The organism is Pseudomonas siliginis (assembly GCF_019145195.1).
In the GTDB taxonomy this organism is placed as follows: domain Bacteria; phylum Pseudomonadota; class Gammaproteobacteria; order Pseudomonadales; family Pseudomonadaceae; genus Aquipseudomonas; species Aquipseudomonas siliginis.
Window position 1 is genome coordinate 555,256 of the sequence record NZ_JAHSTW010000001.1, and the last position, 25,606, is coordinate 580,861.

Annotated in this window: 22 protein-coding genes; 12 read left to right on the forward strand and 10 right to left on the reverse strand. The window is 57.6% G+C overall.

Annotated elements, in window-relative coordinates:
- Positions 1-35 precede the first annotated feature (35 nt).
- A complete protein-coding gene (gene gspI / locus KVG87_RS02340; protein ID WP_217848997.1) occupies positions 36-410 on the forward strand; it encodes a type II secretion system minor pseudopilin GspI in 375 nt (124 codons plus the stop codon).
- Between the two features lie 141 nt (positions 411-551).
- Here the strand turns inward: gspI and KVG87_RS02345 are convergent, their stop codons facing one another.
- Complete coding sequence (locus KVG87_RS02345) at positions 552-911, reverse strand: DUF6124 family protein (protein WP_217849000.1); 360 nt, start codon at positions 909-911, stop codon at positions 552-554.
- 1,299 nt (positions 912-2,210) lie between these two features.
- On the opposite strand from KVG87_RS02345, the gene KVG87_RS02350 reads away from it, so the two are divergent.
- Entirely contained in the window at positions 2,211-2,684 is a 474-nt protein-coding gene (locus tag KVG87_RS02350) for a hypothetical protein (RefSeq protein ID WP_217849002.1), read from the forward strand.
- Between the two features lie 204 nt (positions 2,685-2,888).
- Positions 2,889-3,278, forward strand: coding sequence for a hypothetical protein (locus KVG87_RS02355; protein ID WP_217849004.1), 390 nt, complete (start codon positions 2,889-2,891; stop codon positions 3,276-3,278).
- 157 nt (positions 3,279-3,435) lie between these two features.
- On the opposite strand, the gene KVG87_RS02360 is transcribed toward KVG87_RS02355, so the two are convergent.
- The 3 genes from KVG87_RS02360 to KVG87_RS02365 all read right to left on the reverse strand — a co-directional run bounded on the left by KVG87_RS02360 (position 3,436) and on the right by KVG87_RS02365 (position 5,769).
- On the reverse strand, positions 3,436-3,795 hold the full coding sequence (locus tag KVG87_RS02360) for a DUF6124 family protein (RefSeq protein WP_065616219.1): 360 nt from the start codon (positions 3,793-3,795) through the stop codon (positions 3,436-3,438).
- A 1,049-nt stretch (positions 3,796-4,844) separates the two neighbouring features.
- Positions 4,845-4,973: a hypothetical protein gene (locus tag KVG87_RS25995; RefSeq protein ID WP_256214295.1), complete on the reverse strand. Its 129-nt coding sequence runs from the start codon at positions 4,971-4,973 to the stop codon at positions 4,845-4,847.
- A gap of 103 nt (positions 4,974-5,076) precedes the next feature.
- Positions 5,077-5,769: an ImmA/IrrE family metallo-endopeptidase gene (locus KVG87_RS02365; protein WP_217849006.1), complete on the reverse strand. Its 693-nt coding sequence runs from the start codon at positions 5,767-5,769 to the stop codon at positions 5,077-5,079.
- Positions 5,770-6,222: 453 nt separating this feature from the next.
- On the opposite strand from KVG87_RS02365, the gene KVG87_RS02370 reads away from it, so the two are divergent.
- Together KVG87_RS02370 and KVG87_RS02375 are read left to right on the forward strand one after the other, a co-directional pair.
- Entirely contained in the window at positions 6,223-8,517 is a 2,295-nt protein-coding gene (locus tag KVG87_RS02370; RefSeq protein ID WP_217849008.1) for an AAA family ATPase, read from the forward strand.
- The gene (locus tag KVG87_RS02375; RefSeq protein WP_217849010.1) at positions 8,514-10,358 is read left to right on the forward strand and encodes a UvrD-helicase domain-containing protein; all 1,845 of its coding nucleotides are present in this window, start codon (positions 8,514-8,516) and stop codon (positions 10,356-10,358) included. The genes KVG87_RS02370 and KVG87_RS02375 overlap by 4 nt, the downstream gene beginning before the upstream one ends.
- A gap of 230 nt (positions 10,359-10,588) precedes the next feature.
- On the opposite strand, the gene KVG87_RS02380 is transcribed toward KVG87_RS02375, so the two are convergent.
- A complete protein-coding gene (locus KVG87_RS02380) occupies positions 10,589-11,026 on the reverse strand; it encodes a type II secretion system protein N (protein ID WP_217849012.1) in 438 nt (145 codons plus the stop codon).
- A gap of 120 nt (positions 11,027-11,146) precedes the next feature.
- On the opposite strand from KVG87_RS02380, the gene KVG87_RS02385 reads away from it, so the two are divergent.
- Together KVG87_RS02385 and KVG87_RS02390 are read left to right on the forward strand one after the other, a co-directional pair.
- On the forward strand, positions 11,147-11,593 hold the full coding sequence (locus KVG87_RS02385; RefSeq protein ID WP_217849014.1) for a GspH/FimT family pseudopilin: 447 nt from the start codon (positions 11,147-11,149) through the stop codon (positions 11,591-11,593).
- Positions 11,590-12,198 carry a type II secretion system protein GspJ gene (locus KVG87_RS02390; protein WP_217849016.1) on the forward strand — a complete coding sequence of 203 codons (609 nt, stop codon included), beginning with the start codon at positions 11,590-11,592 and terminating at the stop codon, positions 12,196-12,198. Before KVG87_RS02385 ends, KVG87_RS02390 begins: the two co-directional genes overlap by 4 nt.
- 539 nt (positions 12,199-12,737) lie before the next feature.
- On the opposite strand, the gene KVG87_RS02395 is transcribed toward KVG87_RS02390, so the two are convergent.
- Genes KVG87_RS02395 through KVG87_RS02405 form a run of 3 tightly spaced genes read right to left on the reverse strand, consistent with a single transcriptional unit; the run spans position 12,738 to position 14,856 of the window.
- A complete protein-coding gene (locus tag KVG87_RS02395; RefSeq protein ID WP_225930735.1) occupies positions 12,738-13,676 on the reverse strand; it encodes a FecR family protein in 939 nt (312 codons plus the stop codon).
- 32 nt (positions 13,677-13,708) lie between these two features.
- Positions 13,709-14,260: an RNA polymerase sigma factor gene (locus tag KVG87_RS02400; RefSeq protein WP_041480103.1), complete on the reverse strand. Its 552-nt coding sequence runs from the start codon at positions 14,258-14,260 to the stop codon at positions 13,709-13,711.
- Positions 14,257-14,856: a secretin and TonB N-terminal domain-containing protein gene (locus tag KVG87_RS02405; protein WP_437180890.1), complete on the reverse strand. Its 600-nt coding sequence runs from the start codon at positions 14,854-14,856 to the stop codon at positions 14,257-14,259. Before KVG87_RS02405 ends, KVG87_RS02400 begins: the two co-directional genes overlap by 4 nt.
- Positions 14,857-15,128: 272 nt before the next feature.
- Here KVG87_RS02405 and KVG87_RS02410 point away from each other — a divergent pair, with 272 nt between their 5' ends.
- Positions 15,129-15,431, forward strand: a complete 303-nt coding sequence (locus KVG87_RS02410; RefSeq protein ID WP_041480100.1) for a hypothetical protein — start codon at positions 15,129-15,131, stop codon at positions 15,429-15,431.
- A gap of 56 nt (positions 15,432-15,487) precedes the next feature.
- Here the strand turns inward: KVG87_RS02410 and KVG87_RS02415 are convergent, their stop codons facing one another.
- Positions 15,488-15,928, reverse strand: coding sequence for a carboxymuconolactone decarboxylase family protein (locus tag KVG87_RS02415; RefSeq protein ID WP_076562576.1), 441 nt, complete (start codon positions 15,926-15,928; stop codon positions 15,488-15,490).
- A gap of 444 nt (positions 15,929-16,372) precedes the next feature.
- Between KVG87_RS02415 and pdxR the strand changes: the two genes are divergently transcribed.
- The 4 genes from pdxR to KVG87_RS02435 all read left to right on the forward strand — a co-directional run bounded on the left by pdxR (position 16,373) and on the right by KVG87_RS02435 (position 20,401).
- Positions 16,373-17,806: a MocR-like pyridoxine biosynthesis transcription factor PdxR gene (gene pdxR, locus KVG87_RS02420; RefSeq protein ID WP_217849020.1), complete on the forward strand. Its 1,434-nt coding sequence runs from the start codon at positions 16,373-16,375 to the stop codon at positions 17,804-17,806.
- A 123-nt stretch (positions 17,807-17,929) separates the two neighbouring features.
- Positions 17,930-18,223 (forward strand): putative quinol monooxygenase, encoded by a 294-nt coding sequence (locus KVG87_RS02425; RefSeq protein ID WP_016774982.1) that lies wholly within the window; start codon positions 17,930-17,932, stop codon positions 18,221-18,223.
- A gap of 202 nt (positions 18,224-18,425) precedes the next feature.
- Positions 18,426-18,827: a cupin domain-containing protein gene (locus KVG87_RS02430; protein ID WP_217849022.1), complete on the forward strand. Its 402-nt coding sequence runs from the start codon at positions 18,426-18,428 to the stop codon at positions 18,825-18,827.
- A 275-nt stretch (positions 18,828-19,102) separates the two neighbouring features.
- Entirely contained in the window at positions 19,103-20,401 is a 1,299-nt protein-coding gene (locus KVG87_RS02435; RefSeq protein ID WP_217849024.1) for an NHL repeat-containing protein, read from the forward strand.
- A gap of 61 nt (positions 20,402-20,462) precedes the next feature.
- On the opposite strand, the gene KVG87_RS02440 is transcribed toward KVG87_RS02435, so the two are convergent.
- Positions 20,463-25,358 (reverse strand): NAD-glutamate dehydrogenase, encoded by a 4,896-nt coding sequence (locus tag KVG87_RS02440; RefSeq protein WP_217849026.1) that lies wholly within the window; start codon positions 25,356-25,358, stop codon positions 20,463-20,465.
- Between the last annotated feature and the right edge of the window lie 248 nt (positions 25,359-25,606).

A 25,606-nucleotide genomic window follows, 5' to 3' on the forward strand; every position in this document is an offset into this window, starting at 1 on the left:
AGCGTCGAGGGCTGGGTTTTGCTTTTGGGCCATGTATGCGCGCGCGAACGCGAGAGGAAGGATTCACCCTGATCGAAGTGCTGGTGGCACTGGCGATCATCGCCGTCGCCATGTCCGCCGCCGTGCGTGTGGCGGGGTTGATGACGCAGAGCAGTGGGGTTTTAAGGGATCGGTCGGTGGCGATGATTGCCGCGCAGAGCCGGATGGCTGAGCTGCGCCTGGAGGGGCGATTACCGAATGGGATGAAGGCTGTTGAATGTGATCAAGGGCGACTTATGTTGCGCTGTGAACAGGTGATCGCCAGCGCAGAGAATGGACGGTTGCTCAAGGTTGGAATCCAAGTATTTGATCGCAACCAGGATGCGCCGCCGTTGGCAAAACTAGAAACCCTGCTAACCCGCCCCCAGTAGCTGCCGAAGGCTCGGGCCGCGATCGGACGATCTTTCCACCTCGCCTTTCACAACCAACACAAATCCCCTGTGGGAGCGAGCCTGCTCGCGAAAGCGCCAGCCCAAACAACAAATCAACCCGCTGGCGCCCCGCACATCACATCACACCGCCGCCTCCAAATTATCCATCACCCGATTCACCGCCAGCTCCCCCAGCATGATCAGTTGAGCAACCCCCAACAACGCCCGACGCTGCGGTGCCGGCAACAGACTGGAAATGTCCTGAGCAATCGTCTTCGCCGAAGCAAGCGTTTCACTCGCATCCGCCAGCAGTTCTTCATTCTTGGTATCCGCCGTCACCGCATACATCCCCCGCGCCTTACGCGGCGGAGGCAGGAGATTGTTTGGCGACAGGTAATGATCGAGCGCGCGGTCAGCGGCTTCGTGGAGTTTGTTGGAATCGAGGGATTCGTAGGGAGACGTGGGGTCGGTTTCGGGCGGGTTGGGTGTGGGTTTGATCATGGTGAAGCTCCTTGATTATTGGAGCCGCCACGTTTCGCTGCGAAACGAAGAGAGGTGGCAGCTGTACGCAGGTTCGCAGACCGGGAATCAAGGAACCCGGCATACCCGAAGGTATCCCGCGCACAGCCGCCATAAAGCATCACTGCCAAAAATGACAACGAACTGGAGCGCTGTGCGCCTTGATTGACCCGGGCTGCGAAACCCGATCGCTGATTCGTCAGCGACGCGACCACAATAGAACCCGCCCCCTAGGCGCACAAGCCGGCGGATTCTGGCGTAGCTGTAGGCAAAGGCGCAAGGATATGTAGCCTGGTAGCGTGACTGGAGATGTCTTTTTAAACGTTGGTGTTTATCGGTTGCCCTTCCTTATCGTCCTGCCCTATGACTCGTTTCGGACAGCAGCGCGGAACAGAGCCGTCTATCGATTTCGATGCGCAGCGATTAGCACGGCTTCATCTCGTTACTAGTTGCAAACCTGGCATGTGAGGACGCGATACCGTCGCTACCTGAACCGTCTACCAAGACTTCACATGCTATTGCATGGAGGCAAGCATCCCCACGTGTTCACATACTCCCAGAGGAGACGACGTTCCAGGTATTTGATATATGCCGTCGTGTACGGCTCCCCGAGAGCCACTGGGCAGGCTGATACCCAAAGATGGCCGGGCGTTGCGTCCGGCATATTCCGTTTAAAAGTGTGCCCACCTGAGTGACCGGGCTTCCCGTTGAAAGCGGAGGTATTAAACTCCCAAAGGCGACGGCCGAGGGTGCGCTGCGACGTCTCTCCTATGTAGATGATCGCTTCATGATGCGCTCGATAACTGTCGGGCTTTGTATCGCTACAAGCGATGAAATATACCCCCGGCGAATCCTTTCCCGGCACCTCTCCACGATTCTCCCAAGAACGCCACTCGCAAAACCCCACTTCACCGTGCATGTTGATTCCTTTGTTTGAAAAAAATACCCGACCTGCCATCCAAAACCGCCACCCATCAGCTTGTAGGCCTATTCAGACTGTCAGTCCTAAATAGATCCGTCTTCTTTCCTGTCCACATACCCCTAAAGAAATGGTCACCCTCACATCCCAAAGCAACCCCGCTCGCCGCAAACGCGCCCCTGTTCCGTCTGGCCCTCTGATGTCCCGCGACTGAATTACCGGAAGTGGTCAGGATGACTATGCTGTTGACTCAGCTAGCTGAAAAAAATAGTCGGACGATACCAATGTCGAGGTTGATCCATAGGACGCAAGCCACCGATCTGACAGCAAATCACCCTGGTAAATAAAGCAACGGAGTGCAGATGAAAGTCATCGTTTTTTTAGCCATATATTTTGCAGGTGGGGTTGCCCTGTTTCCTTTTCTCGACCTCATGCGTCCCGTAGGTGTTCTCCTCGACCATTTCTATTCACAAATTTTCCTGGGGTCCGACGCTGATGTAGCACAACGACTGAGCCTGAGCTTTATCTACGCAAGTCTGTTTCATTTGGTGTGGTCGGCTTTATTTTCTGAAGCTGCTAAAAGATGGGCATCCAAGGTTAGCGTCAGAGACGTGTGCTATCTAGCTTTTCAGTGTCTGAGTCTTTTTTCCATCAGCCTGATAAGCCTCGGGTTGGTTGAAGTAACCAGCCAACACGTTCCCCGTACGGACTTTCATCAATATTTCACTTTTTTGGTGATCTGCATGCTTCTGGGTCTGTGGGCGTGGTCGCTCAAGGATTTTTTGGTGGCAGCCTTTCATTGCACCGGAAGAAGAATCACAGGAACCACTAAATAAAAGCAGGCAATAATCCAAGGCAGTTTTACTAAGCTGGATTCATGGCAGTTTCAATTTTCAATGGCTAGGCGCTAGGGCCGAAAGCAACCAACAAGGGAGGCAAGACTTTCCCGAAGGGCTGTCACCGAGAGTCACCGTCCCCCGGAACCTCACATCCAATTCCGAAATTTTTGTCGAGCTAAAATCCGCCGTATGAACTGTCAAATGAAGACTTCGATCCTCGTATTTTTCGCACTTTACTGCATGGGTATCAGCGCAGCGTTTGCCGATGACTCACAGACGCCAAGCGACATTCACGAGCCAGCAGGCATCGTCGTCGGTGAGCGTTTGGCTGCGGCCAAATCCAAGCTCGTCAAACAAGGATGGAAGCCAACACCGATGCACACCACAGACGGTTATGAATACAGTGGCGTGGAGAAGGAGCTGGCTGCACGCAACTACTTCGAACTGGACACCTGCTCGTTTGATAGCTCGCGCTGCATCTTGTACTACTCGAAGAAAGGCGCTTGCCTGCGCGTCGATACCATCGGTGAGCAGTTCAACGACATGACGGTGACGCGATGGACCCGGGAATGTCCTGAAGCGGCTCAATAATCACCCAAAAATAAACCGACCCGCTCCCACAGGTTTCAGCGACGAACACAATATCCGTGACCAACGCAGAACCCTGTGGGAGCCAGCCTGCTGGCGAAAGCGGATTATCAGGCAGCACAAACAGTGCATCTGCCATCGCTGCCTGCCCTACTCCACATCAACCCGGCAATTCCAAATTATCTAGCGCCCGATTCACCGCCAGCTCCCCCAACATGATCAGTTGAGCAACCCCCAACAACGCCCGCCGCTGCGGCGCTGGCAGCAAACTGGAAATGTCCTGAGCAATCGTCTTCGCCGAAGCAAGCGTTTCACTCGCATCAGCCAGCAGTTCTTCATTCTTGGTATCCGCCGTCACCGCATACATCCCACGCGCCTTACGCGGCGGAGGCAGGAGATTGTTTGGCGACAGGTAATGATCGAGCGCGCGGTCAGCGGCTTCGTGGAGTTTGTTGGAATCGAGGGATTCGTAGGGAGACGTGGGATCGGTTTCGGGCGGGTTGGGGGTTGGTTTGATCATGAGTGAATCTCCAAATCATAGAAAAGGAGCCATCATCTTTTCGCTACCAAACGAAGGGGGTGGTGGCCATACGAAGGTTGGTAGACCGGTGACTTGGAAAACCGGCGCGCCCGAAGACGCCCTGCGCATGGCCACCATAAAGCAACAGCCCCTAAAAGGACTGAATCGGGTGACGCAATGCGCCAAGTCTAAGCCGGGCTACCAAACCCGATCGCTGATTCGTCAGCGACCCGACCACAATAGAACCCGCCCCCAAGGCGCACAAGCCGGCGGATTCTGGCGTAGCTGTAGGCAAAGGCGCAAGGATGTGTAGCTTGAGAGAGTGACTAGAGATGTCTTTTTAAACATTTGTGTTTATCAGACGCAATTGCGCCATGTTGGGCGGGACAGATCCGTCCCGTGTCGGAATTTCACCCGTGAAAACGGCAATTTTCGGCGAAAAAGCGGACGTCCGTGAGCCGCAGCTTTCGGCCAGAAATAGACGTTCAACGCTAGAGTTAAGCGGATGGTAAGCCGTCCAACTGGATGAATGATTAGGGCGCATTCCAGTCGATTGTGATGTCACCTGTGTTAACGAAGAGAGCGACCTCCGCAATCGAAAACTGGATGCCTCCCATTGCGGTCACTGCATGCCAGTAGCTGTATTGCCAAATTTCTGGCGATACGTGGACGCAGCTTCCATGAGCACACACAAAATATTTTCCCGTCTAAATACATCCGTTGAGCGCATCGCCCTAAAGATACTGGCTGACCGCTACGAAGGTGAAAAAGTTGAGTAAGGCAAGCATTAGCGTTGGGTACAAAACCCACCGTGCTCGATTCGACAAACTCTTGAAAGTGAGATGCGATTTCATGAGCCCGAATTACTGAACAAACGAACCCATGGGCCCGGTTATACGACCCTGATTGCGTCCAAAAACCTAGACCCCCCCTATTCTGGTTGGAACTTATCTTCTCTTGAGACTGGGGACTGCTTTTTTCTGAGAAATAAATCAGTCTCCTTTTTCAATGACAAAAGCTACCGCCACAGTAGCTTCGCCAGCAACAACTTATTTTTTTGAAGATTTGCTAGGTTTCAAGTCGGGATTGTTTCCTTGCGTGTCTTTATTATCACGACGACGCTTGTCAACTTCACCGGTTGATTTGGCGATTGGTTTTGGGCCTGGTTTAAGCGCCATAAGCTTTCTCCTTAACGTTGATATTGATCGTGGTTTCTGCACTTATCAATTTCTCACAAAGTAAATTTCCCCTTTGCCCTCCTACCAAGGTTGGTTTCTTACTCTATGGCCAGCGCACCAAATTCAATTCCTTGATTCGAACCGCCATGGCACTGTCAGATACTCTGAATTGCTGAGCCAAAGAATTGATTGCCTTGCCGTTGAATCTGGTACAGCGAGCCAAAGCTATTTCTCGGTCGAGTGAATTTTGCGAGGCATAAAGAAGGGAATTTGGATCGTTAGCGTTCAAGTGAAAACAACTGACGTCGTTAAAATGAAACTGCCCCTTGCATCCAAACTGGCTTTCAAACCGGGCAATCACAAGCTTAGGGGGCATAAGGAAACACGCTGCGAAATAATCCGCTTCGCGCTCAATCAGAGGTTTGGTCGATAGTGAGTGATAGCCGCCTAGCGGCCGGTCCCTATAAATAATTTCTTGCTCATGAAGCAGGAAATGGCCTATCTCATGAGCAGCTGTGAAACGGCGTTCATGTAATGGGAATTCGGTAGAGACTGCGATTTTTCCGGAGCGCCGATCAAATATCCCAGCTGCTTGGAATTTCTGACCTTGTGGAGCAAATCTTGTGGAACCAAGGGTCGGGAGTTCCAGATACGTCAGTCCCAACAGTGAAGCCGCAACTGCGGGATCGAGCATGCTTAATAGTGGAGGTTGTGCGCCAGGCCACAGAGCTTCCTTGTGTGTCCAAAGGCCTTCGTGAACCCAATGCGCTGCTTCTTGGATGTATGCTCGATCCATTTCGCCACCACCACATATTGTGCTATGTGAGAAAATAACCACAATATGTAGGACATTCAACAATTTCGCCGTCAGATTTAGATCCAGCTGACGAACGGCGTCGATTAGGTCAAGCTCAGGAGCAAACCACCGCGCAGAAGGTTTCAGGGATTGAGCCTTCCGGAAATAATCAAAGTGGCAATCAAAATGGGCACGGATTTATTTTTTCGCTGATTTTGGTATTGGAAGTGGATTGGTTGAGTGGGTGGGTGGAGCCGGGGCCGGTGAGTTAAAGCGTAGGTTGGCAAGCCTCTGAAACTGGATACGGGCAAGTTTCCACAGGTCCGCTTTCGGCCAATATCAGTCGTTCTGGGCTGCAAAAATGAATCTGTCTCCGTTTTATCTCTTGATTGTTGTAGGCACCTAGCTACATTGATAGCAAATTGATATTCCTCAGGCTTTCAAGGACGACCCATGCGCATCCAGCACGTAGAGATATCGAACTTCCGAAAGCTGCTTTCTGTGCGAATTGACTTCGCTAACGAGACCACACTACTCGTAGGTGCAAACAACAGCGGAAAATCCTCCGCCATGCTGGCACTACGGAGATTTTTGGTTTCGAAGGCTTCTGCTTTTCGGCTCCAGGATCTGACTCTTTGTCATCTCGCCAAGCTGGACGAGATTGGGAAGGAGTGGGAAAACCCGCCAGCAGACTTTGAAGTTCCTGCAGCCAAGGACTGGGCCGACTGGCTCCCCAGTCTGGATATCTGGGTCTCGGCAGATCAAGGAGAGTTCCACTTCATCCGCGATCTCATTCCCAGCTTTGAGTGGCGCGGGGGGCTTGTGGGAATGCGTTTTCTGCTTGAACCAGATGATATGAATACGTTGTACACGGACTATCGCAAGGAGCGCGCGAGGGTTGCAGAGCTTGAGGACGCTCTAGGGAAGGAAGACCCGCCTGGTAGCCCGCTGACACTATGGCCGCAGAGCCTTCATGATTATTTGAACCGTCGACTGGGAGATAAATTCAAGATTCGGTGGTACCGCCTAGATCCAAAACAACTTGAGAAACCTGACAAGTCGACTCGAATGGCGCAAATGCAGCAACTGAGCCCTACTGCCCTGCCCTTGGAAAGTAATCCTCTCAGCGGATTAATTCGAGTACATGAAATTAATGCACAGCGGGGATTCGGCAACCATTCGGACGACAATCAAAGCGATAGCACTAGACCCAGTGGCGCTCGAAAACTCTCGGAACAGCTCAGATCCTATTACTCCCGACACCTTGATCCAGGTGACAGCCCCGACATCTCAGATCTCGAAGCTTTGCGGGCGATAGAAGCAGCCCAGTCGGCATTCGATACGAAACTAGGTAGCAGCTTCGAACCCGCTATTAGAGAGGTCGAGGGATTGGGCTACCCAGGCCGAAATGACCCACGTATCAAAGTCGCAAGTCGCTTAGCAACAACTGACGGCATGAACCATGAAGCGGCCGTCCTGTTTGAGTTGGATTCAATCCAGGGTGCCCCTGGAGCACCTCCTCTTCACTTGCCAGAGACCGCTAACGGGTTGGGATATCAAAACCTGATATCCATGATTTTCCGGCTGATGAGCTTCAGGGACGAATGGCTGAGAAAAACCAGGGCCGCCAGCACGGAAGTAATAGACCGCGTCGAGCCCATCCACCTCGTACTTATCGAAGAGCCTGAAGCCCATCTTCATGTTCAAGTGCAACAAGTGTTCGTGCGGCACGCCTACCAAGTTCTTTGTCGAGACGCTTTGCTTGAACGCTACCCAAATCTGAAAACTCAGCTTTTGGTGAGCACGCACTCCAGCCATGTAACACATGAAGTGGAGTACCAGAACCTTAGGTATTTCAGGCGACTCCCAGCTGGGATGTATGACATCGGTGTACCGGTGTCGACGGTTTCTAATCTCTCTAACGTGTTCGGCGAGGGAACAAAGACGAAGGAGTTCGTAACCAGGTATCTGCGGGCACAGCATGCAGACATCTTCTTCGCCGATGCCGTCATCTTGGTAGAGGGTTCAGCAGAGCGAATGATGCTGCCGCATTTTTTGCGAAATAAGTTTCCATTCCTTGACCGCTGCTACATCACAACCCTCGATATCGGTGGCAGCCACGCGCACCGGCTAAGGCCTTTAATTGACGCTCTGGGCATCCTCACGCTAATTATTACAGACCTCGATGCAGGGCTAAACAAAGCTGCAGTACCGGTGCAAAGAAACGCAGATCAGATTACGAACAATCCGACATTGCGGAGCTGGATGAAGCTGATGCATCTGGGCAGCACAGTGGATGAGCTTCTTGAGCTGCCAGCGAACAAAAAAGAGCACCAAATCGACGACCTGTACTCGGTACGCGTTGCCTATCAAACTCCTATTCTCACCCACCTTCCCGCTACTGGTGAAGCAATACAAGTTCTTCCAAATACCTTTGAAGACAGCTTTGTACTTAGCAACGTCCGTCACTTTGCGGAAAAGACAGGGAGCACTGGGCTGATGAAGGCTTTCTTCAAAGTTTTGAATGAATCGCAAACATCTGAAGCCGTCGGGAAGGGTTTTTTCAACGAACTACGCGAAGGAAAGAAGGCAGAGTTTGTCCTGCTCGTGTTGGGGGATAAGAACTTTTCCAACCTCGAAATCCCTATATACATCAGTGACGGCCTCAACTGGCTTGAGTCCAAATTGCGAAGCAAACAAAAAGAGCTGCTGGTAATTCCGCCCGAGGGCGCGGAGGTGACGCCATGAGCGAAGCAACTGCTGCAGATGCCGACACCATTATGCAGGCTTGCCTGAATCTGGCAGACCCAAAGAGTTTTTTTCTTTACGCAGGTGCTGGCTCAGGAAAAACCCATTCACTCGTCGAGGCTATCCGCGAACTCAAAAGTCGCGAGCGAGAACGCCTGACGTTCGAAGGCCGGCGTATTGCGGTGATCACTTACACAAACGCAGCCTGCGACGAGATTCTTCGGAGGTTAGAGTTTGACCCACTAGTGGAAGTCTCGACTATTCACGCGTTCGCTTGGGGCTTAATCCAAGGATTCGACAACGAGATCAGAGAGTGGCTAAGGATCAAACTTCCCCAAGACATCGAAAAGATCGAGGGTGAGCTAGCACGCTCGAGAGGCGACAACAAAACCTCTCGAGCAAACAGACGGAAGCTACAAAGCAAGATACGCAGACTTGAGAATCTCGACGAGATTACGAAGTTCATCTACAGCCCCACTGGCGACAACAGAGAGCGACAAGCACTCAATCACGATGAAGTCATCAAGTTAACTGCGGCATTCGTTTCTGAACGCCCGTTGCTGGATGTTCTCGTAGACCGTTACCCAGTTGTATTGATCGACGAAAGTCAGGATACCCACGCTCCAGTAATGGAGGCTTTTTTGAAAGTCCAGCAATTGGCGAAGACTCGCTTCTGCTTGGGGCTACTGGGCGACACTATGCAACAGATTTACGGCCATGGAGTAACGCGCCTTGATAAAGCGATACCGGATGATTGGCTGAAACCTGAAAAGGTCGTTAATCGCCGCTGCCCTCGTAGGGTTGTAGAACTTATCAACGTGATTCGAAGCACTGCAGACACTCATCAACAGACCCCCATGCGTGATGCCATTGAAGGTTTAGTGCGCATGTACTTCATTAGCGAAAGCCAACAGGCACCGAATCTTGAGGAAGGAATCGCTCATTCAATGGCTGCACTCACCGGCGACGGAGAATGGGCTACCGGCCCTGAAGGCCGGAAGACCTTGATCCTCGAACATAAGATGGCTGGACGGCGAATGGGGTTCGAGAAACTGTTCACGCCCTTACATGCGGTTGAGCACCTTCAAACAGGCTTGCTGGATGGAACCCTACCTGCACTTCGCGTTTTCAGCGAAGGCATTCTTCCCATCCTTAACGCTAAGAATGATCCCTTCCTCCTGCTTGAAGCCGTACGCTCTCGTTCTCCCTTGCTGAGCAAGGATGTTATGCAATCAACAGGAGATCAATCGGCCCACATGCAGCGCGTAGAGAACGCGACACGAGCTCTGCTCTCTCTTTACGAAAGAAACGATCCAACACTGAGCGAGGTCGCAACGCTTCTGCTGCAAACCCAACTGCTTGATGTCCCTGAAAACCTGGTTGGGGCAATGGTGTTAGGAGCCCCTGGTGAGGCTCCAGATCCCGAAGATACGAACGCGATGACAAACTACGCCTACCAGCAATTTCTGGAGCGTCCATTTTCGGAGCTGGCAGCCTTTGCGAGTTATGCGGATGGCCTTTCAGCCTACGGCACACATCAAGGGGTGAAGGGGCTGGAGTTTCCACGAGTCATGGTTGTCATCAACGATGAGGAGGCAGGCGGCTTCTTATTCAGCTACGACAAATTGCTGGGTGTAAAAGAACCAACAAAGACTGACCGGGACAACGAGCGTGACGGCAAGGACAACGCACTAGCACGTACGCGTAGGCTGCTTTACGTGACATGTAGTCGGGCTGAAAAGAGCCTGGCGATTGTCGTATACACACCCCAGCCTGCACTCGCCAAGCAAAACGTTGTTGCTGCTGGCTGGCTTAAGGAGAGCGAGGTCGAAATCCTGTGAGACCTTCTCTTAGGATTGAATCGCCCGAATCGCGTAGACGCTTCCGGGTCTCACAGTGAGGCTATATGAGCGAGCCACTATGGCTGAGCAGGCCTTCCACCAAGGTCTGCTTTTGGCCGAAAGCGGCCGCTCACGGACGTCCGCTACTAGCGGATAGCGGACAAACACAATTGTTGGTTTTTGGGTACAAGCAAACGCTAAGATCTCGGGAATGGTCCCTTTTCCCCTCTCTACAATTCGGGCCGCGACAACCTAGGCAACTCCACCCCCTCCCCCAACCTCTCAACCCCCAACCTCACCCTCTCCCCACCCCGCTCAATCACCACCCCATCCCCCTCAACCCCCACCAACTTCACCCCAACCCCAACCTTCTCCCCCACCAAAAAACTCCTCGGCGCGCCATCATTCAAACTCAATATCGCCACCGTCCCGCTCCCGCCCGCGATCACCCCGCTCACCTTGATATCCACCGGCGCGGTTTCATTGGAGAACCACTGCAACGCCGGGCTATCACTTCTCGCCGCGAGCACTTGCGGGGCGGCTGCGGGGGTGTGGGATTCCGCCGAGGTCAGCAGCAGCGACGACCACGTCGCGACGCCCACCAGGGCGGCGAGCAGTGCCAGGGCCTGGACGGTTTGCGCCGGGGAGATCCGTGCGGTGAATTTCATGGGTTGTCGCTCCTTGTTGTCCCTGTTGCCAGCCTACGCGGCAATTCTCTCCGTTTTATTTCACATGCCTTACATGTTCGCCGGGCACGATGGGGTGGGACGCCAAGGAGCGCGTGGGTGATGAGCAGGCAGCAGGGTTTTACGTTGATCGAGTTGATGGTGGTGCTGGTGATCATCGGGATTGCCAGCGCGGCGATCAGTTTGAGCATCAAGCCCGATCCGTTGCAGTTGTTGCGCAAGGATGCCGAGCGGGTTGCGCAGTTGTTGCAAGTGGCGCAGGCCGAGGCTCGCGCCGATGGGCGGCCGATTGTGTGGGTGGCGGATGCCAAGGGGTTTCGGTTTGGGCGGCGTGGGGATGATGGCGTGGGTTTTGAGTCGTTCAAGGAGGATGCGCAGTTGCGCCCGCGTGCGTGGCAGAGCCCGAAGGTGGAGGTGCGCGTGGAGCCCCGGCAGACGGTGGTGCTGAATGCCGAGTGGATCAATCCGCCGTTGCGGCTGATTTTGTCTGACGGGGCCAATCGGCTGAGTGTGCTGCGCGATGGCAGTGGGCGGATCAGTATTCAATGAAGACTCAGCAAGGGTTCACTCTGATTGAGGTGATGGTCGCGATTCTGCTGATGGCGGTGGTGAGTCTGATTGCCTGGCGCGGGCTGGACAGTGTGACGCGGGCGGACAGTCATTTGCAGGCGAGCAGTGAGCAGAGCGATGGGTTGTTGCGGGTGTTGAATCAGTTGCAGCGGGATGTGGACATGCGCGCGGGGGTGGAGTTGAGCGAGCCGCGCAAGGTCGGGGCTGAGGATGAGCCGCCGACTGCGCCGCCAGCGGTGACGGTGCGTAGCAGTGACAGCAAGGGGTTTCGGCTGGACATTATTCGTAGCGCGGCGGATCAGCCGGGGGCATTGCAGCGGGTACGGTGGTGGGTCAAGGGGGATACGTTGTATCGGGCGGTGGCTGAGGCGCGCAGTCGCTATCCGTTGCCGGCGCCTGGGAATGGGGTGGCGGTGTTGAATGAGGTGAGTGATGTGCAGGTGCGGGTTTGGGAGGTGGACAAGGGCTGGCGGCAGTTGAGCGGGAATCGGCGGGAGGATCCGTTGGGGTTGGAGATTAGTTTGAGTCGGCAGACGGCGCAGGGGGTTGAGCGGTATCGGCAGGTGATTGGGTTGTTGCAATAATTTGGCAGTCACCAAGCAAATGTGGGAGCGAGCCTGCTCGCGAACGCGGTTGGTCAGTCAATGTTGTTGCCACTGGTAGACCGCTTTCGCGAGCAGGCTCGCTCCCACAGTAGATGGGTGGTGGGTCAGTTGGGGATTGGTTGACTGACAGGCCGTCATCGCTGGCAAGCCAGCTCCCACTGGGATCGAGTGCGACCGGAAGATATTGGTCAGTTGGGCAACCGCTTTCGCGAGCAGGCTCGCTCCCACAATTGGGTTGGCGGCGGTCAGTTGCAGGTTGGTTGGCTGTTAGGTCGTCATCGCTGGCAAGCCAGCTCCCACAGGGATCGAGTGCGACCGGAAGATATTGGTCAGTTGGGCAACCGCTTTCGCGAGCAGGCTCGCTCCCACAATTGAATTGGGGGCAGTCAGCTTTAGCTTGGTTGGCTGTTAGGCCGTCATCGCTGGCAAGCCAGCTCCCACAGAAAGCAAGAGCAAGATCAAGATCAAGAGATCGCAGCCTGCGGCAGCTCCTACATTTTGATCGCGGTGGGCTTTGGTTAGCTGAGCACTACGACGCCGCCGGGCAGTTCGGTGCATTTGACGCCGTAGGCGTCGCGGATCAGCAAGGCGACGCCGGCGAGTTGGTCGAGGTTGAAGCGGGCCTGGACGCGGCGTTGGCCGAGTTCGCGGTTGAGCAGCAGGAGCATGCCGGGGCGGTAGCGGTTGATTTCGTCGATCATCTGGCTGAGGGTCGCGCCGTTGAACACCAGCACTTGTTGGCGCCAGTTCATCACGGCGGCGGTGTCGACGGTTTGCACGTTGCCGATTTGCCGTGCGTCGTAGGTGACTTGCTGGCCCGCTTCGAGGCGCAGGTTGCGGCCTTCGATGGCGACGTCGACCGCGCCGTCGAGGCAGGTCACGCAGACTTGCTGGTCGGTGTTGCGCAGGTTGAAGCGGGCCTGGCTGGCGCGCAACCACCCTGCCCCGGCCTGCATCGCCAGCGGCAGGCGTGCGGTTTGCACTTCGACTTCGCCGCTGACCAGTTCAAAGCCCTGCACGCCGTTTTCGACGCTGCGCTGGTTGATGCGGGTCTGGGTGTTGAGCTCGAGGCTGACGCCTTGCGCCGGTTCGACCCGACGTTGCTGGCCGACTTCGGTGATGTAGTCGGCGCCCAGCCCTTCGAAGCCACCGGGAATCGTGCCGCGCACCAGCAGGAATGCGGCGGACGCGGCAATCGCGCCGCCGAGAAATGCCCGTCGACCGAAGCTGCGTCGGCCCTGCAACGCTTCGGCGGCCGGTTGCAGGTGATGCCACAGCCGCTTGGCTTCTTCGAACGCCCGGGCGTGTTCGCCGCTCCGCGCGCACCATTCGCGCAGGGCGCGGGCGTCGGCGACGGTGGCGCGGCCCGAGGTCAGCAGGATCAGCCAATCTTGGGCTTCGCTGTGCAGAGACTCGGTGGCCGAAGGCTCGGCGGGTTTCAGTCGAAAGATGTTCAAACGCGCAAATTCTCAACGGATTAATCGGGTCACTATTCGCTAGACGGTTTTCCGGCCCCGCGACCGAACCGCTGAAACACTTTTCTTTCCAGTTTCGCTGCGCAGAAGCCCAACGCGGCTTTGATTTCCTTCTCGACCATGCGCGTGGAAATGCCGAAACGCTGGGAGATTTCCAGGTGTGGCGCCTCTTCCAGCCGCGCGGCGATGAAGATTCGCCGACGTCGTGCGGGCAGTTCGTACAAGGCGCTGAGCAGGGCCTGCATCTCCTTTTGCCCACCGACCACCCGCGCCGGGTCGAGGGCTTCGTCGCCCAGTTGCAGCAGTTCCTCGACTTCGGTGCCGGTGAGCAGGCGCGCATCGGCCTGACGGCGGTCGGCGGCGATGTTAAGGGCCATGCGATACAGGTAGGCGTTGGGCTTGAGCAGGTTCGGCGGGGTCTCCATGCGATCGACCCGCAGCCAGGTTTCGTGCAGCACGTCGTTGGCCAGGTCCTCGGAGCCGAGGCGGCGGCGCAGGCGCACGCGAAAATCCTCGTAGGAGCTGAGGAATAGCTGGCCCATCGTGCTTTGTCCGGCGTCTTTCATCCCCCGGAAACTCCTTCCCATCTCGTGCATTCCATGCGTTTCCCTGACGACTCCGGTAACAACAGCAACGTGACCGGCTGGCGCAAGGCGCTGGGCGTCGGCCGATCGATTGTGAGGTTGCGAAAACTTTCCACCAGCGCGTTATCGCGCCGTACATCGCCGGTCGAAGTGACCAACCGGTTGTGCTGCACCACGCCGTCGCGCCCGACCCACACCTGCAACACCGCGCGATAACTGCCCGGCCGGGTCAGCGGCGAGCGGCACAGCTTGCGCTCGATCGCCGCTTGCACCGCCGTCGCATAACTGCGGTTGACCGCGACCGCAGCCGGCGTGGGTTTGTCCGTCGCCACTGGCAGGTCTTCCACCTGCGCCGCTTGCAGGGTGAATGCGTCGGCGCGGGCGTAACGCGCCATCAACCCGGTGCCGCCGAGCAGATGGCGCAAGGCGTCGGCGGCGGTGAATTCGCCATCCACGGCGAGGGAGCGGCGGCCCCGGCTCAACTGGCTGTCGACCAGCACGGCAACGCCCGTGGCGCGGCTGTATTGATCCAACGCCCGAGCGAGTTCCTGCGCCGGGATGTGCAAGGTCAGTCGCATATCCGCCGCTATCGGATCACCATGGGCCGCGCTGGCCAGCAGACCGAGTAGCCACCCCAGACCCGCGCGGCGCACAAGCGTCGCCGAGCACTGAAGACTGATCCGCGAACTGCCTCGCTGCACGACTGGCGCACCCCTGAAAATCGCTATCCTGCGGGGCATTTATGACTCTGGTATGACGGGCAGTGCAAAAAAACCATCACGGGTTTTGCGCCGCGCTTGCACTAGACTCAAACCCAGAGCGGCCCAATCGGGCGGGCCAGGAGGCGGACATGAAAACGCGGTGGATGTGGGTCTTGCTGATGACGGTGGGCGCGGCGCAGGCCGAGGAGCCGCTAGGCTGTGTCGAGGTCACGGTCGGCGGTTACAAGGCGCCGAATTACGATTGCCTGAGCCAGCAGATGGGCAACAACCCCGACGGTGCGGCGGCGGCGCAGAAGAACATGGAAGCGTTGAATGTGCCGGTGCACAAGCGCGCGCCCAATCAGGTCGGGCTGGCGACCCCGGCGGCGACCAGTACGCGGATGGGGAATACATTTGGCACATCAGTGAAACCGCAACGGCCGGCGAATTGAATCGCACTGTGGGTGCTGAGGGGATTTAGCCCCTGTGGTGAGGGGATGGGTGCTTTTCAGTCGCTCGGGGTCTGGCGGAAGCTGACGGCCAGGCGATTCCAGCTATTGATCGTGCTGACCGCAACCGTCAGGTCTACCAGTTCACCTTCATCAAATTGCTCGCGCGCCTGCTGGTAGACGTCATCCGGCACGTGGCTTTCGGCCAACAGCGTCACCGCCTCGGCCCAGGCCAGCGCCGCCCTTTCGCGGGGGTTGAAGAAGTTGCTGTCGCGCCACACCGCGATCGCGTAAAGACGCCGATCACTCTCCCCGGCTCGCCGCGCGTCCACCGAATGCATGTCGGTGCAGAAGGCGCAGCCGTTGAGTTGCGAAGCGCGGATCCGGATCAATTGCAGCAGCGGCGCTTCGATGCTCAGGTTGGCGGTCAGCGCCTCCATGGCAAGCATCGCTTTCATCGCCTTGGGCGACGCGTTGTAGTAATCCAGACGCAGGGACATGGCGCGGCTCTCGGCAGGCGGAATGACGAGTTCACGGTACGGGCTGTGCAGGCTGTGTTACAGCCCCAATTCCATGAATTTCGGCTACACCACTGAACCTCGGCCAAACGCAATACCTGTGGGAGCGAGCCTGCTCGCGAAAGCGGTTTCCCAGACAAATATTCATCCACTGCACCACCGCCATCGCTGGCAAGCCAGCTCCCACAAGGTTTAACGTCGTTCACAAGATTTGTGCACGCCGCAAAAACTGTGGGAGCTGGCTTGCCAGCGATAGCGGAGTGTCAGACAACGAATCTGTTCAATGACACACCGCCTTCGCGAGCAGGCTCACTCCTACAAGGAACATGTGCCAATTTGCGGTTTTTCCTCCACGCAACTACTGCCAAAAGCCCAACGACGCTAATCTGACCGACACCTCACTCAACACCCGGGAGCCTCGTCGGTATGGAACTTCATGTCGTGATCAACGGCCGCAAGGATCTTGCCGGTCAGTTGTATCAGCAGTTGCGCGCGGCGATTGAATCCGGGCGACTGGCGGCGGGTACACAATTGCCGCCGAGCCGCTTGCTGGCCGAGCAATTGGGCATCTCGCGCAAGACCATTTCCGACACCTATGCGCAGCTGACCTACGAAAATTTCCTCACCGGGGTGATCGGCAAAGGCACCTATGTCAACGCCCGCCCGGCGCAGGTGCAGCGCAAGCAGAGCCACACCGAGCTGGCCAGTGCCGAGGTGATCGAGAGCTGGCGCAATCTGCCGGTGTTCCTCCGTCACCCGACGCTGCAAGGTTCGCTGCGCTACGACTTCATCGGCGGCGCCACCAGCAAAGGCCAGTTCCCCCACGACGACTGGCGCCGCTGCGTCGCCCATGCGATGCGACAGATGGCGCAGTCGAAAGGCTTCTACAGCGTCGCCGAAGGCTTGCCGGCGCTGCGCAATGCGATCGCCCGGCACATCGCCTTTTCCCGTGGCATCAACTGTCAGGACGAGGACATCGTCGTGTGCAACGGCGCGCAGCAGGCGCTGGACCTGATTGCCCGCGTACTGACCCGTCCCGGCAGTCTGGTGGCCATGGAAGACCCCGGCTACCCGCCCGCGCGCTTGTTGTTCGGCACGCATGGCGCGGAGGTGGTCGGGGTGCCGGTGGATGCCGAGGGCATTCAGGTCGAGCACATTCCCGATGGCACGCGGCTCATTTACGTCACCCCGTCGCACCAGTTTCCGCTGGGCATGGCGATGAGTCAGGCGCGCCGCGAGGCCCTGCTCGCCCGTGCCCACGAGCTCGGCGCGATCATCATCGAAGACGATTACGACAGTGAATTCCGCTACGAAGGCCGGCCTACGGATTCGCTGTACAACCTCGATCAGCGCGGCATCGTCGCCTACGTCGGCACCTTCTCGAAAACCCTGCTGCCGGAGTTGCGCCTGGGCTACGCGATCCTGCCGCCGTCGATCATCGAGGCGGTGATCCGCGCCAAACAGCTCACCGATCTGCACGCCTCGACTCTGCCGCAATGGGCGCTGGCCAAGTTCATCGCCGAGGGTTGCCTGCTCAAGCACATCCGCCGCTGCCACACGATCTACGCGCAACGTCGCGAACGCATCCTGGAGCGCATGGCCACCGACCTTGCGCCATGGTTGCAAGCCGTGCCGGCCAGTGCCGGGTTTCACATGGCGGTGTTCTGCAAGGTGCCGATCGATCTGCCGTTGGTCATCGAGCTGGCAAAAAAGGTCGAGGTCGGCCTGTATGCGATCAGTGGTTTCTACTACCAGCAGCCGGCGAAAGAAGGCCTGTATTTCGGCTTCGGCGCCATCGAAACCCTGGACATCGACATTGCCCTCGATCGCCTGCGCGACATCCTCGAACAGCTGTCATGAGCCGTTGGTATAAGGCTTTTACCGCCGATTGGTTATTGGTGATTCACGGCGGCAGGCCTATTCTGCACAGGCGTTATCCCTCAGTGAGCAGGATTCGTCCGGCCTGATTCAGGAGTGTGAGCAATGTCCAACGAAGTGATCAACACGGTTGAAGTGAAGGCTGTTGCGGGCCGCTCGGAAGAGCTCGGCAAGCAATTGCAGAAGATCGTCGACACCCTGCGCGAAACCCCGGGCTGCGATTCCTACCTGGTCGACCGCTGCCCCGAAGACAGCCACCGCTGGACGGTCAGCGCGCGCTGGCAGTCGGAAGCGGCGATGCAGGCGCATTTCAACCGGCCCGAGGCGCAGGGGTTTATCGACCTGATCGATAGCCGCCTGGCCAATAGCGTGGATTTCAACAGCTTTCCCATCGTCTGATATGCCCCGTTCGCGAGCAGGCTCGCTCCCACATTGAAATGCGATCAACTGTGGGAGCGAGCCTGCTCGCGAAGACGATTTGCGCCACACAGAAATCCTTCCGAGGCCAATTGGTCACCTGATCTTTGCGAATATTGGCCGTTTGAACCGGCCACATTGCGGCCTACTGTGAGCACACCCCCACCATCACAGGTAACCCGCCATGAAAGCCCTGCACCTCGTCGCTGCCGCCCTCGCCTTCACCCTCTCTGCTTCGGCAATGGCCCAAGATCCGTCCGAGAAAATCACCGTCCTGCAGGAACAACTGCTGAAAAACGCCCCCGGCAAGAAAGCCATGATGATCGAAGTCGACTACCAGCCCGGGCAATCCTCGATCGCCCATAAGCACGAAGGCACGGCGATGGCTTACGTGCTCGACGGCGAAGTGATTTCCCAAGTCAAAGGCGAACAGGCGATCACTTACAAGAAGGGCCAGTTCTGGTACGAGCCGGCCGGTTCCGAGCATCTGGTGTCGAAAAACGCCAGTTCGACCAAGCCTGCCAAGTTGCTGGTGTTCATGGTGCTGGCCCCGGATGAGCAGGTGCTGATCCCGCTGGAAAACTGATGGCTGCCTGATCACATTTGGAATGCGATCAACCGTGGGAGCGAGCCTGCTCGCGAAGGCGCCAGACCACACACCACCAAAACCCTCAGACATCAAATCCCCGGCAAGACAGGCCATCCCGTCTTCCAAATCCACAATCATCCCGCGCTGTCCACTGCCAGGTCTGACAGTGGACAGCGCGACCGAAAGCTCCCCAAATACCAGCACTGCGTTGATTTGCCGGTCCCTATCGACTGATCGCTTTACGCAAAAACAGCGTATTCGAGGAGCAGACCATGACTGAAGTAAAAGACACCGCTGTGCATAACCTGGACCCCACTTTCGGCCCCGACAAAAATGGCCTCACCTGGTTTAAATATCCCGATCAGGAAAACGGCTTCGCCAACGCAGTTACCGTCGCGGCGGACGGCAAGCTGCTGATTGCCGCAAGTCCGGGCAACAAGTTCGCCATTGTGCGGTTGAAGCCTGATGGCACACAGGACACTTCGTTTGCCCGGGATGGCGTGGCCAGCGGGGTTTTCGCTCCGGGCTATAAATCCACGGGTGGCAGCATCAGCATCCTCAAGAATGGAAATCTGTTGCTTCAGGGTGCCTTTTTTCTACACGAATACGCACAGCCGCAACGCTGCCTGGCAATGTTTCGCAATGACGGAACGCCCGAGACCGCATTTGGCGTCAACGGCGTAGTCTTCGTTGATCCGATTCCGTTGCCCGCGCTCACGTCGTCCGAGATCGAACTTGGGCAAAAACGCACTACGGCATCCGATTACAGTGGCCATGCCATTGAACTGGACGACGGAAAACTGATGGTGTTGAGCAACCATCGATATTCCCCCAATGACCAATGCGGTCTTTTGATCAGACTGCAAAGCAACGGCGCCCTGGACACTGCGTTTGGCCAGGGAAAGGGTTACGTCGCGATTCGATACCTGGCCAACAACACGTGGGCTGGCTCACTGATCCGGCTCCAGGACGGCAAATTCGCCATCGCAGGTTACGTTTCACGTGAAGACCGCTACCGCGCAATGATCGCCCTCTTCGACGCCACAGGTAAGCCTGTCAGCAGCTTTGGCGATAACGGTTTTGCCCTGTTCGACCGCCTGGACAAGCGCAGTCAGATCAACCAACTGGTCGAAATGCCTGACGGCAACATCCTTGGCATCGGTAGCGCCCACTCCATTGATTTCGCTAACAGAGGCCTCCTGGTATGCGTCGACAGGCATGGGAAATACGCCATCGACTTCAATGAAGGGAGGCCAGTCCTGACGTCCTATCCAAAAGCCTTCTTGGGCATCCAATGGACTGCTGGCACGCTGAGGGACGGACACATCGTCGTGCTTTCCAGCACCCACGGCGAACAAGACTCGGAAATCGTCATTGCCCAGTTCAAATCGGACGGCTATCCAGATCGCGATTTTGCCGACGACGGTGTGCTGGTCATCAATCTGACCGGCGTGCTCGACATGGCGGGAGGCCTTGCCATTCAGAACAATCAGATTGTCGTAGCCGGAACATCCCTCCCCCGTACGGACGGCGTCGGTAGCTTCGCCTTTCGCTGCGCCGATACGTTCTGAATGACAGACAAGAAAAAGCCCCGCCTCTTTCGAGAGCGGGGCTTCTTCATTCAGCCACTACTTACGCCAGTTCAAGCTCGGCATTCGCAGTCACCGCAGGCACGATTGCTTGCCCGCTTAACGCCAGATCCAGCAGTTCGCGGTTAGCCACCGCGTACATGGCGTAGTCCGTACCGCTCGCAGCACGGATTTCCACCAGCATGGCGCGCCAGCGTTCGATCATGCTTTCGTGCTGGGCCATCCACAGCGCCAGGCGTGCTTCCACGTCCTGGGAGCCGTCGCCCTGTTGCAGCACGGAGATGGTGATCGCCCGTTGCTGCCAGTCGACGTCATCACGGAACGCTTCACGGGCCAGAGCCTGCCAGTTGTTTTCCACCGGCAAGGCGCTGATCTGTTGCAGGTACCAGGTGATGTCCAGCGCAGAGCCGACGGCGAAGTAGGCCTTGGCCACTTCGGCCGGGTCCTGCCCGGTGACGTCTGCGGCTTCGATGATCGGCAGCAGCGTGTACAGGTGCGAAGTACCCGCAACCATACGCGCCAGCAACTCCGGCACACCGGCTTCGACGTACGCCTGATAGCGCGACTGCCAGTTCTCGCGGATTTCGCCGCTGAGCAGTTCGTCGAGTTTCAGACCCAGTTCTTTCAGGTGCGGACCGAAGTGCGCGACGTCACGGGCAGCGTTCTGCTCGTTGCGGCGGGCACGCAGGAACCAGCGCGTGGCGCGACGGCCCAGACGCATCAGCTCGTCCATCAGCTCCAGCTGCACGTCAGCGGAAACCTGGTAGTCCAGCGCTTCGATCTGACGGAACCAGTGCGGGAGGTGGAAGATGTCACGCACGATCACGTAAGCGCCAGCCACATTCGCCGGGCTCATGCCGGTCGACTCTTTGAGTCGTTGCACGAAGGTGATGCCCATGTGGTTGACCAGATCGTTGGCGATCTGGGTGCTGACGATCTCGCGCTTCAGACGGTGACGGCGCATGGCTTCGGAGAACTTGCTGACCAGGGTCGGCGGGAACGCCGTTTCCATGTCGCGGGTCAGGTAATCGTCGTCCGGCACCAGCGAGCCCAGCAGCTGCTCTTTCAGGTCGATCTTGCTGTAGGAAATCAGCACCGACAGCTCAGGACGGGTCAGGCCGTGGCCCTCAGCGACGCGCTCGGTCAGTTGCTCTTCGGTCGGCAGGAACTCGATGGCACGGTCCAGCTTGCCACGACCTTCCAGATCGCTCATCAGACGCTTGTACTCAGCGATGCGCGCGTAGGCACGGCGCGCCGCCAGGGAGAGGGCCTGAGTCTGCTTGTAGTTGTTGCCCAGCACCAGATTGCCGACTTCGTCGGTCATGCTCGCCAGCAACTGGTTGCGTTGCTTGTCGGTCATGTCACCGGCCTGAACCACTTCGTTCAGCAGGATCTTGATGTTCACTTCGTGGTCGGAGCAGTCCACGCCACCGGCGTTGTCGATGAAGTCGGTGTTGGAACCGCCGCCATTGAGACCGAATTCCACACGACCCAGTTGGGTCATGCCAAGGTTACCGCCCTCGCCCACGACTTTGCAGCGCAGCTCGTTGCCGTTGACGCGCAGTGCATCGTTGGCCTTGTCGCCGACATCAGCGTGGCTTTCGGTGCTGGCCTTGACGTAGGTGCCGATACCGCCGTTCCACAACAGATCCACCGGCGCCTTGAGCAAGGCGTTGAGCAGTTCGGTCGGGGTCAGCTTGTCAGCCTGGATGTCGAAGCGTTCTTTCATCTGCGGCGAGATCGCGATGCTCTTCGCGCTGCGCGAGAAGATACCGCCACCTTCGGACATGATGCTGGTGTCGTAGTCGGTCCAGGCCGAACGCGGCAGGTCGAACAGACGCTGACGCTCGACGAAACTGGTCGCCGGGTTCGGGTTCGGGTCGATGAAGATGTGCATGTGGTTGAACGCAGCCACCAGTTGCAGCTTGTCGGACATCAACAGGCCGTTACCGAACACGTCGCCGGCCATGTCGCCGACGCCAACTACGGTGATGCTGTCTTCCTGAACATTGATGCCGCGTTCGCGGAAGTGGCGCTGCACGCCTACCCACGCGCCCTTGGCGGTGATGCCCATTTTCTTGTGGTCGTAACCGGCCGAACCACCGGACGCAAACGCGTCACCCAGCCAGAAGCCGTAATCGATGGCAATGCCGTTGGCGATGTCGGAGAACGTCGCAGTGCCCTTGTCCGCCGCGACCACCAGGTACGGGTCATCGTCGTCATGACGCACGACATTGACCGGCGGCACCAGTGCGCCGTCCTTCAGGTTGTCGGTGATGTCCAACAGACCGGAAATGAAGATGCGGTAGCAGGCGATGCCCTCGGCCGCGATCTCGTCACGGCTGCCGCCCAGTGGCAGACGACGCGGCAGGAAGCCGCCCTTCGCGCCCACTGGCACGATGACCGAGTTCTTCACTTGCTGGGCTTTTACCAGGCCGAGCACTTCAGTACGGAAGTCTTCTTCACGGTCGGACCAGCGCAGACCACCCCGAGCAACGTTGCCGAAGCGCAGGTGCACGCCTTCGACGCGTGGCGAGTAGACGAAGATTTCGAACTTCGGCACTGGCTTGGGCAGCTCAGGGATGGCATGCGGGTTGAACTTGAAGCTGAAGTACGACTTGTTCTGGCCGTTGGCGTCAGTCTGATAGAAGTTGGTGCGCAGGGTGGCTTTGATCAGGTCGAGGTAACGACGCAGGATGCGGTCTTCGTTGAGCACCTGAACATCGTCCAGTGCGGTCAGAATCGCTTGTTCCAGACGCAGTTGCTTGTCTTCCAGATCGTCGCTGCCGAGCTTGCGCGCCAGGTAGAAGCGGGTCTTGAACAACCGGGTCAGTTCGCGAGCGATGTCGGTGTGGTTGTTCAAGGTGCTGGCGATGTAACCCAGGTCGAAGCCCAGACGAATCTGCTTCAGGTAACGGGCGTAGGCACGCAGCAGCGCGACGTCGCGCCATGGCAGACCGGCGGTCAGCACCAGGCGGTTGAACGCATCGTTCTCGGCATCGCCACGCACGATGTGCACGAACGCGTCCTGCAGGGTGTCGTTGAGTTGCTGGATGTCGAGGTCCAGACCTTCAGCGGCGGTGAAAGCGAAGTCGTGAATCCAGAATTCGCGGCCGTTGGTGTGGCGCAGACGGTACGGGAATTCACCCAGTACGCGCAGGCCGAGGTTTTCCAGAATCGGCAAGACGTCGGACAGCGCCAGCGGCGTGTCGGCGTGATACAGCTTGCAATGCAGCTCGCGCTGGCCGGAGACCTGACCGAGCGGCTGATAGAAGCTCATCACCAGCGGATTTTTTTCGTTGAGGCTCAGCAGGTGCTGCATGTCGACCACAGCCGAATGCGCGGCAAAACGCTCGCGGTAACCGGCCGGGAAGCCTTTCGGGAAGTCGGCCAGCACGTTGGTGCCGTGGGCTTCGCCGAAGCTTTCGACGGTCAGTGCGGCGTAGTCGTCCTGCCAGCTGCGGCAGGCCTGGACCACTTCTTTTTCCAGCAGCAGCGGGTCGATGTCGAGGCGGTTCTTCGGATCGACACGCAGAATCAGCTGCACGCGGGCCAGCACGGATTCCGAGAAGAAAGTCCAGAATTCGCAATCGGACGCCTTCAGGCGCTCCATCAGCACTTGCTGGATCTTCTGGCGCACTTCAGTGGAATAGATGTCGCGCGGCACGTAGGCCAGGCAGTAGCAGAAGCGACCGTACGGGTCTTTGCGCAGGAACACGCGGATCTTGTTGCGCTCCTGGATCTGCACGATCGACATCACGGTGGTGAACAGTTCGTCGACCGGGGTCTGGAACAGGTCGTCACGCGGCAGCACTTCGAGGACCTGTGCCAGTTCCTTGCCCAGGTGAGCCTTGGACTGGAAGCCGGAGCGGCGCTCGATTTCTTCGACCTTGCGGCGGATGAACGGGATGACCCGCACGCTCTCGCCGTACACCGACGAGGTGTACAGGCCCATGAAGCGGTGTTCCTTGATGACTTTGCCGTCGGCGTCGATCTCACGGATCGACACGTAATCCGGGTAAGCCGGACGGTGTACGCGGCTCGGGTGCGCAGCCTTGGCGAACGACAGCAGGGTCGGTTCGCGCAGATAGGACACGGCGTAGTCTTCGATGCGCAGGTCTTCGTAGGTCAGGCCGGTGCGCAGCAGTTTGGTCAGGCCGAGGAAGGAGTTCCGGTCGTACTCGATGTGGCCGCCATCGGCCTGATCGGTGACCACGAACTCTTCGTAGCCAAGGAAGGTGAAGTGGTTGCCCACCAGCCATTCCAGGAAGCTCTTGATTTCGTTCTTTTCGTCGGCATCGACCGGATAGGCGCTGTTGTCCAGCTGGGTGAGGATGTCCTGCACCTTGGCTTTCATCGGCTCGAAGTCAGCGACGGCGACGCGCACTTCACCGAGCACCTGCTCAAGCTCTTTGCTCAGCACATTCAGCTCGGCCGCGTTGGCGCAACGGTCGATTTCCAGGTACATCAGCGATTCGTGCAGCACGCCTTCGCCGGTGCTGCCCTTTGGCAGGACTTCCAGCAATTCGCCCTTGCTGCCACGACGCACGCTGAGCACGGTGGTCTGCAGGGTATGGATGCTGTAGCCGCGACGGTTCAGCTCGGTACGCACCGAGTCGACCAGAAATGGCAGGTCGTGGTGCAGCACTTCGACCGCGGTGTGGGTCGACTGCCAGCCGTGGCGTTCGTAATCGGGGTTGTAGACACGCACTTGCGGTTGCGCGTGATCGAAGCGCTCAAGCAGGCGCCACGCAGAGAGAGTACAGCCAGCGAGGTCGGAGAGACGACGTTGAGTCAGCTCGTCCAGGGAAATGATGCCGAAGAATTGTTCAGCGAACAGCGCCACTTGTGGCAGTGCCTGTTCACTGATGTGCTGCGCCAGTGCCGCTTGCAGTTGGTGCTGGAAGTCGGCTTTGCTGGCTGCGGTGAAGAACGCCATCTGTGGTACTCCGCTTAAGCTTGTTATTGATGGAAAGCGTCGCGTGCAACACCCCTTTCGGGGCTGGTGTCGCCCTGTTCCTGATTCTCGGGCAGAGGAAACAGGGAGACAGGTGGGTGAAGCTGGACGGGACACTCAGGTCACATTCACCTTCCATGAATGAGCATCTGCAAAAGCGACTGCCAGCACTGCCGACAATGCCTTTACGGGTGCTCATCCGTTGCGCAGCTTAATGGGTGCGACAATGT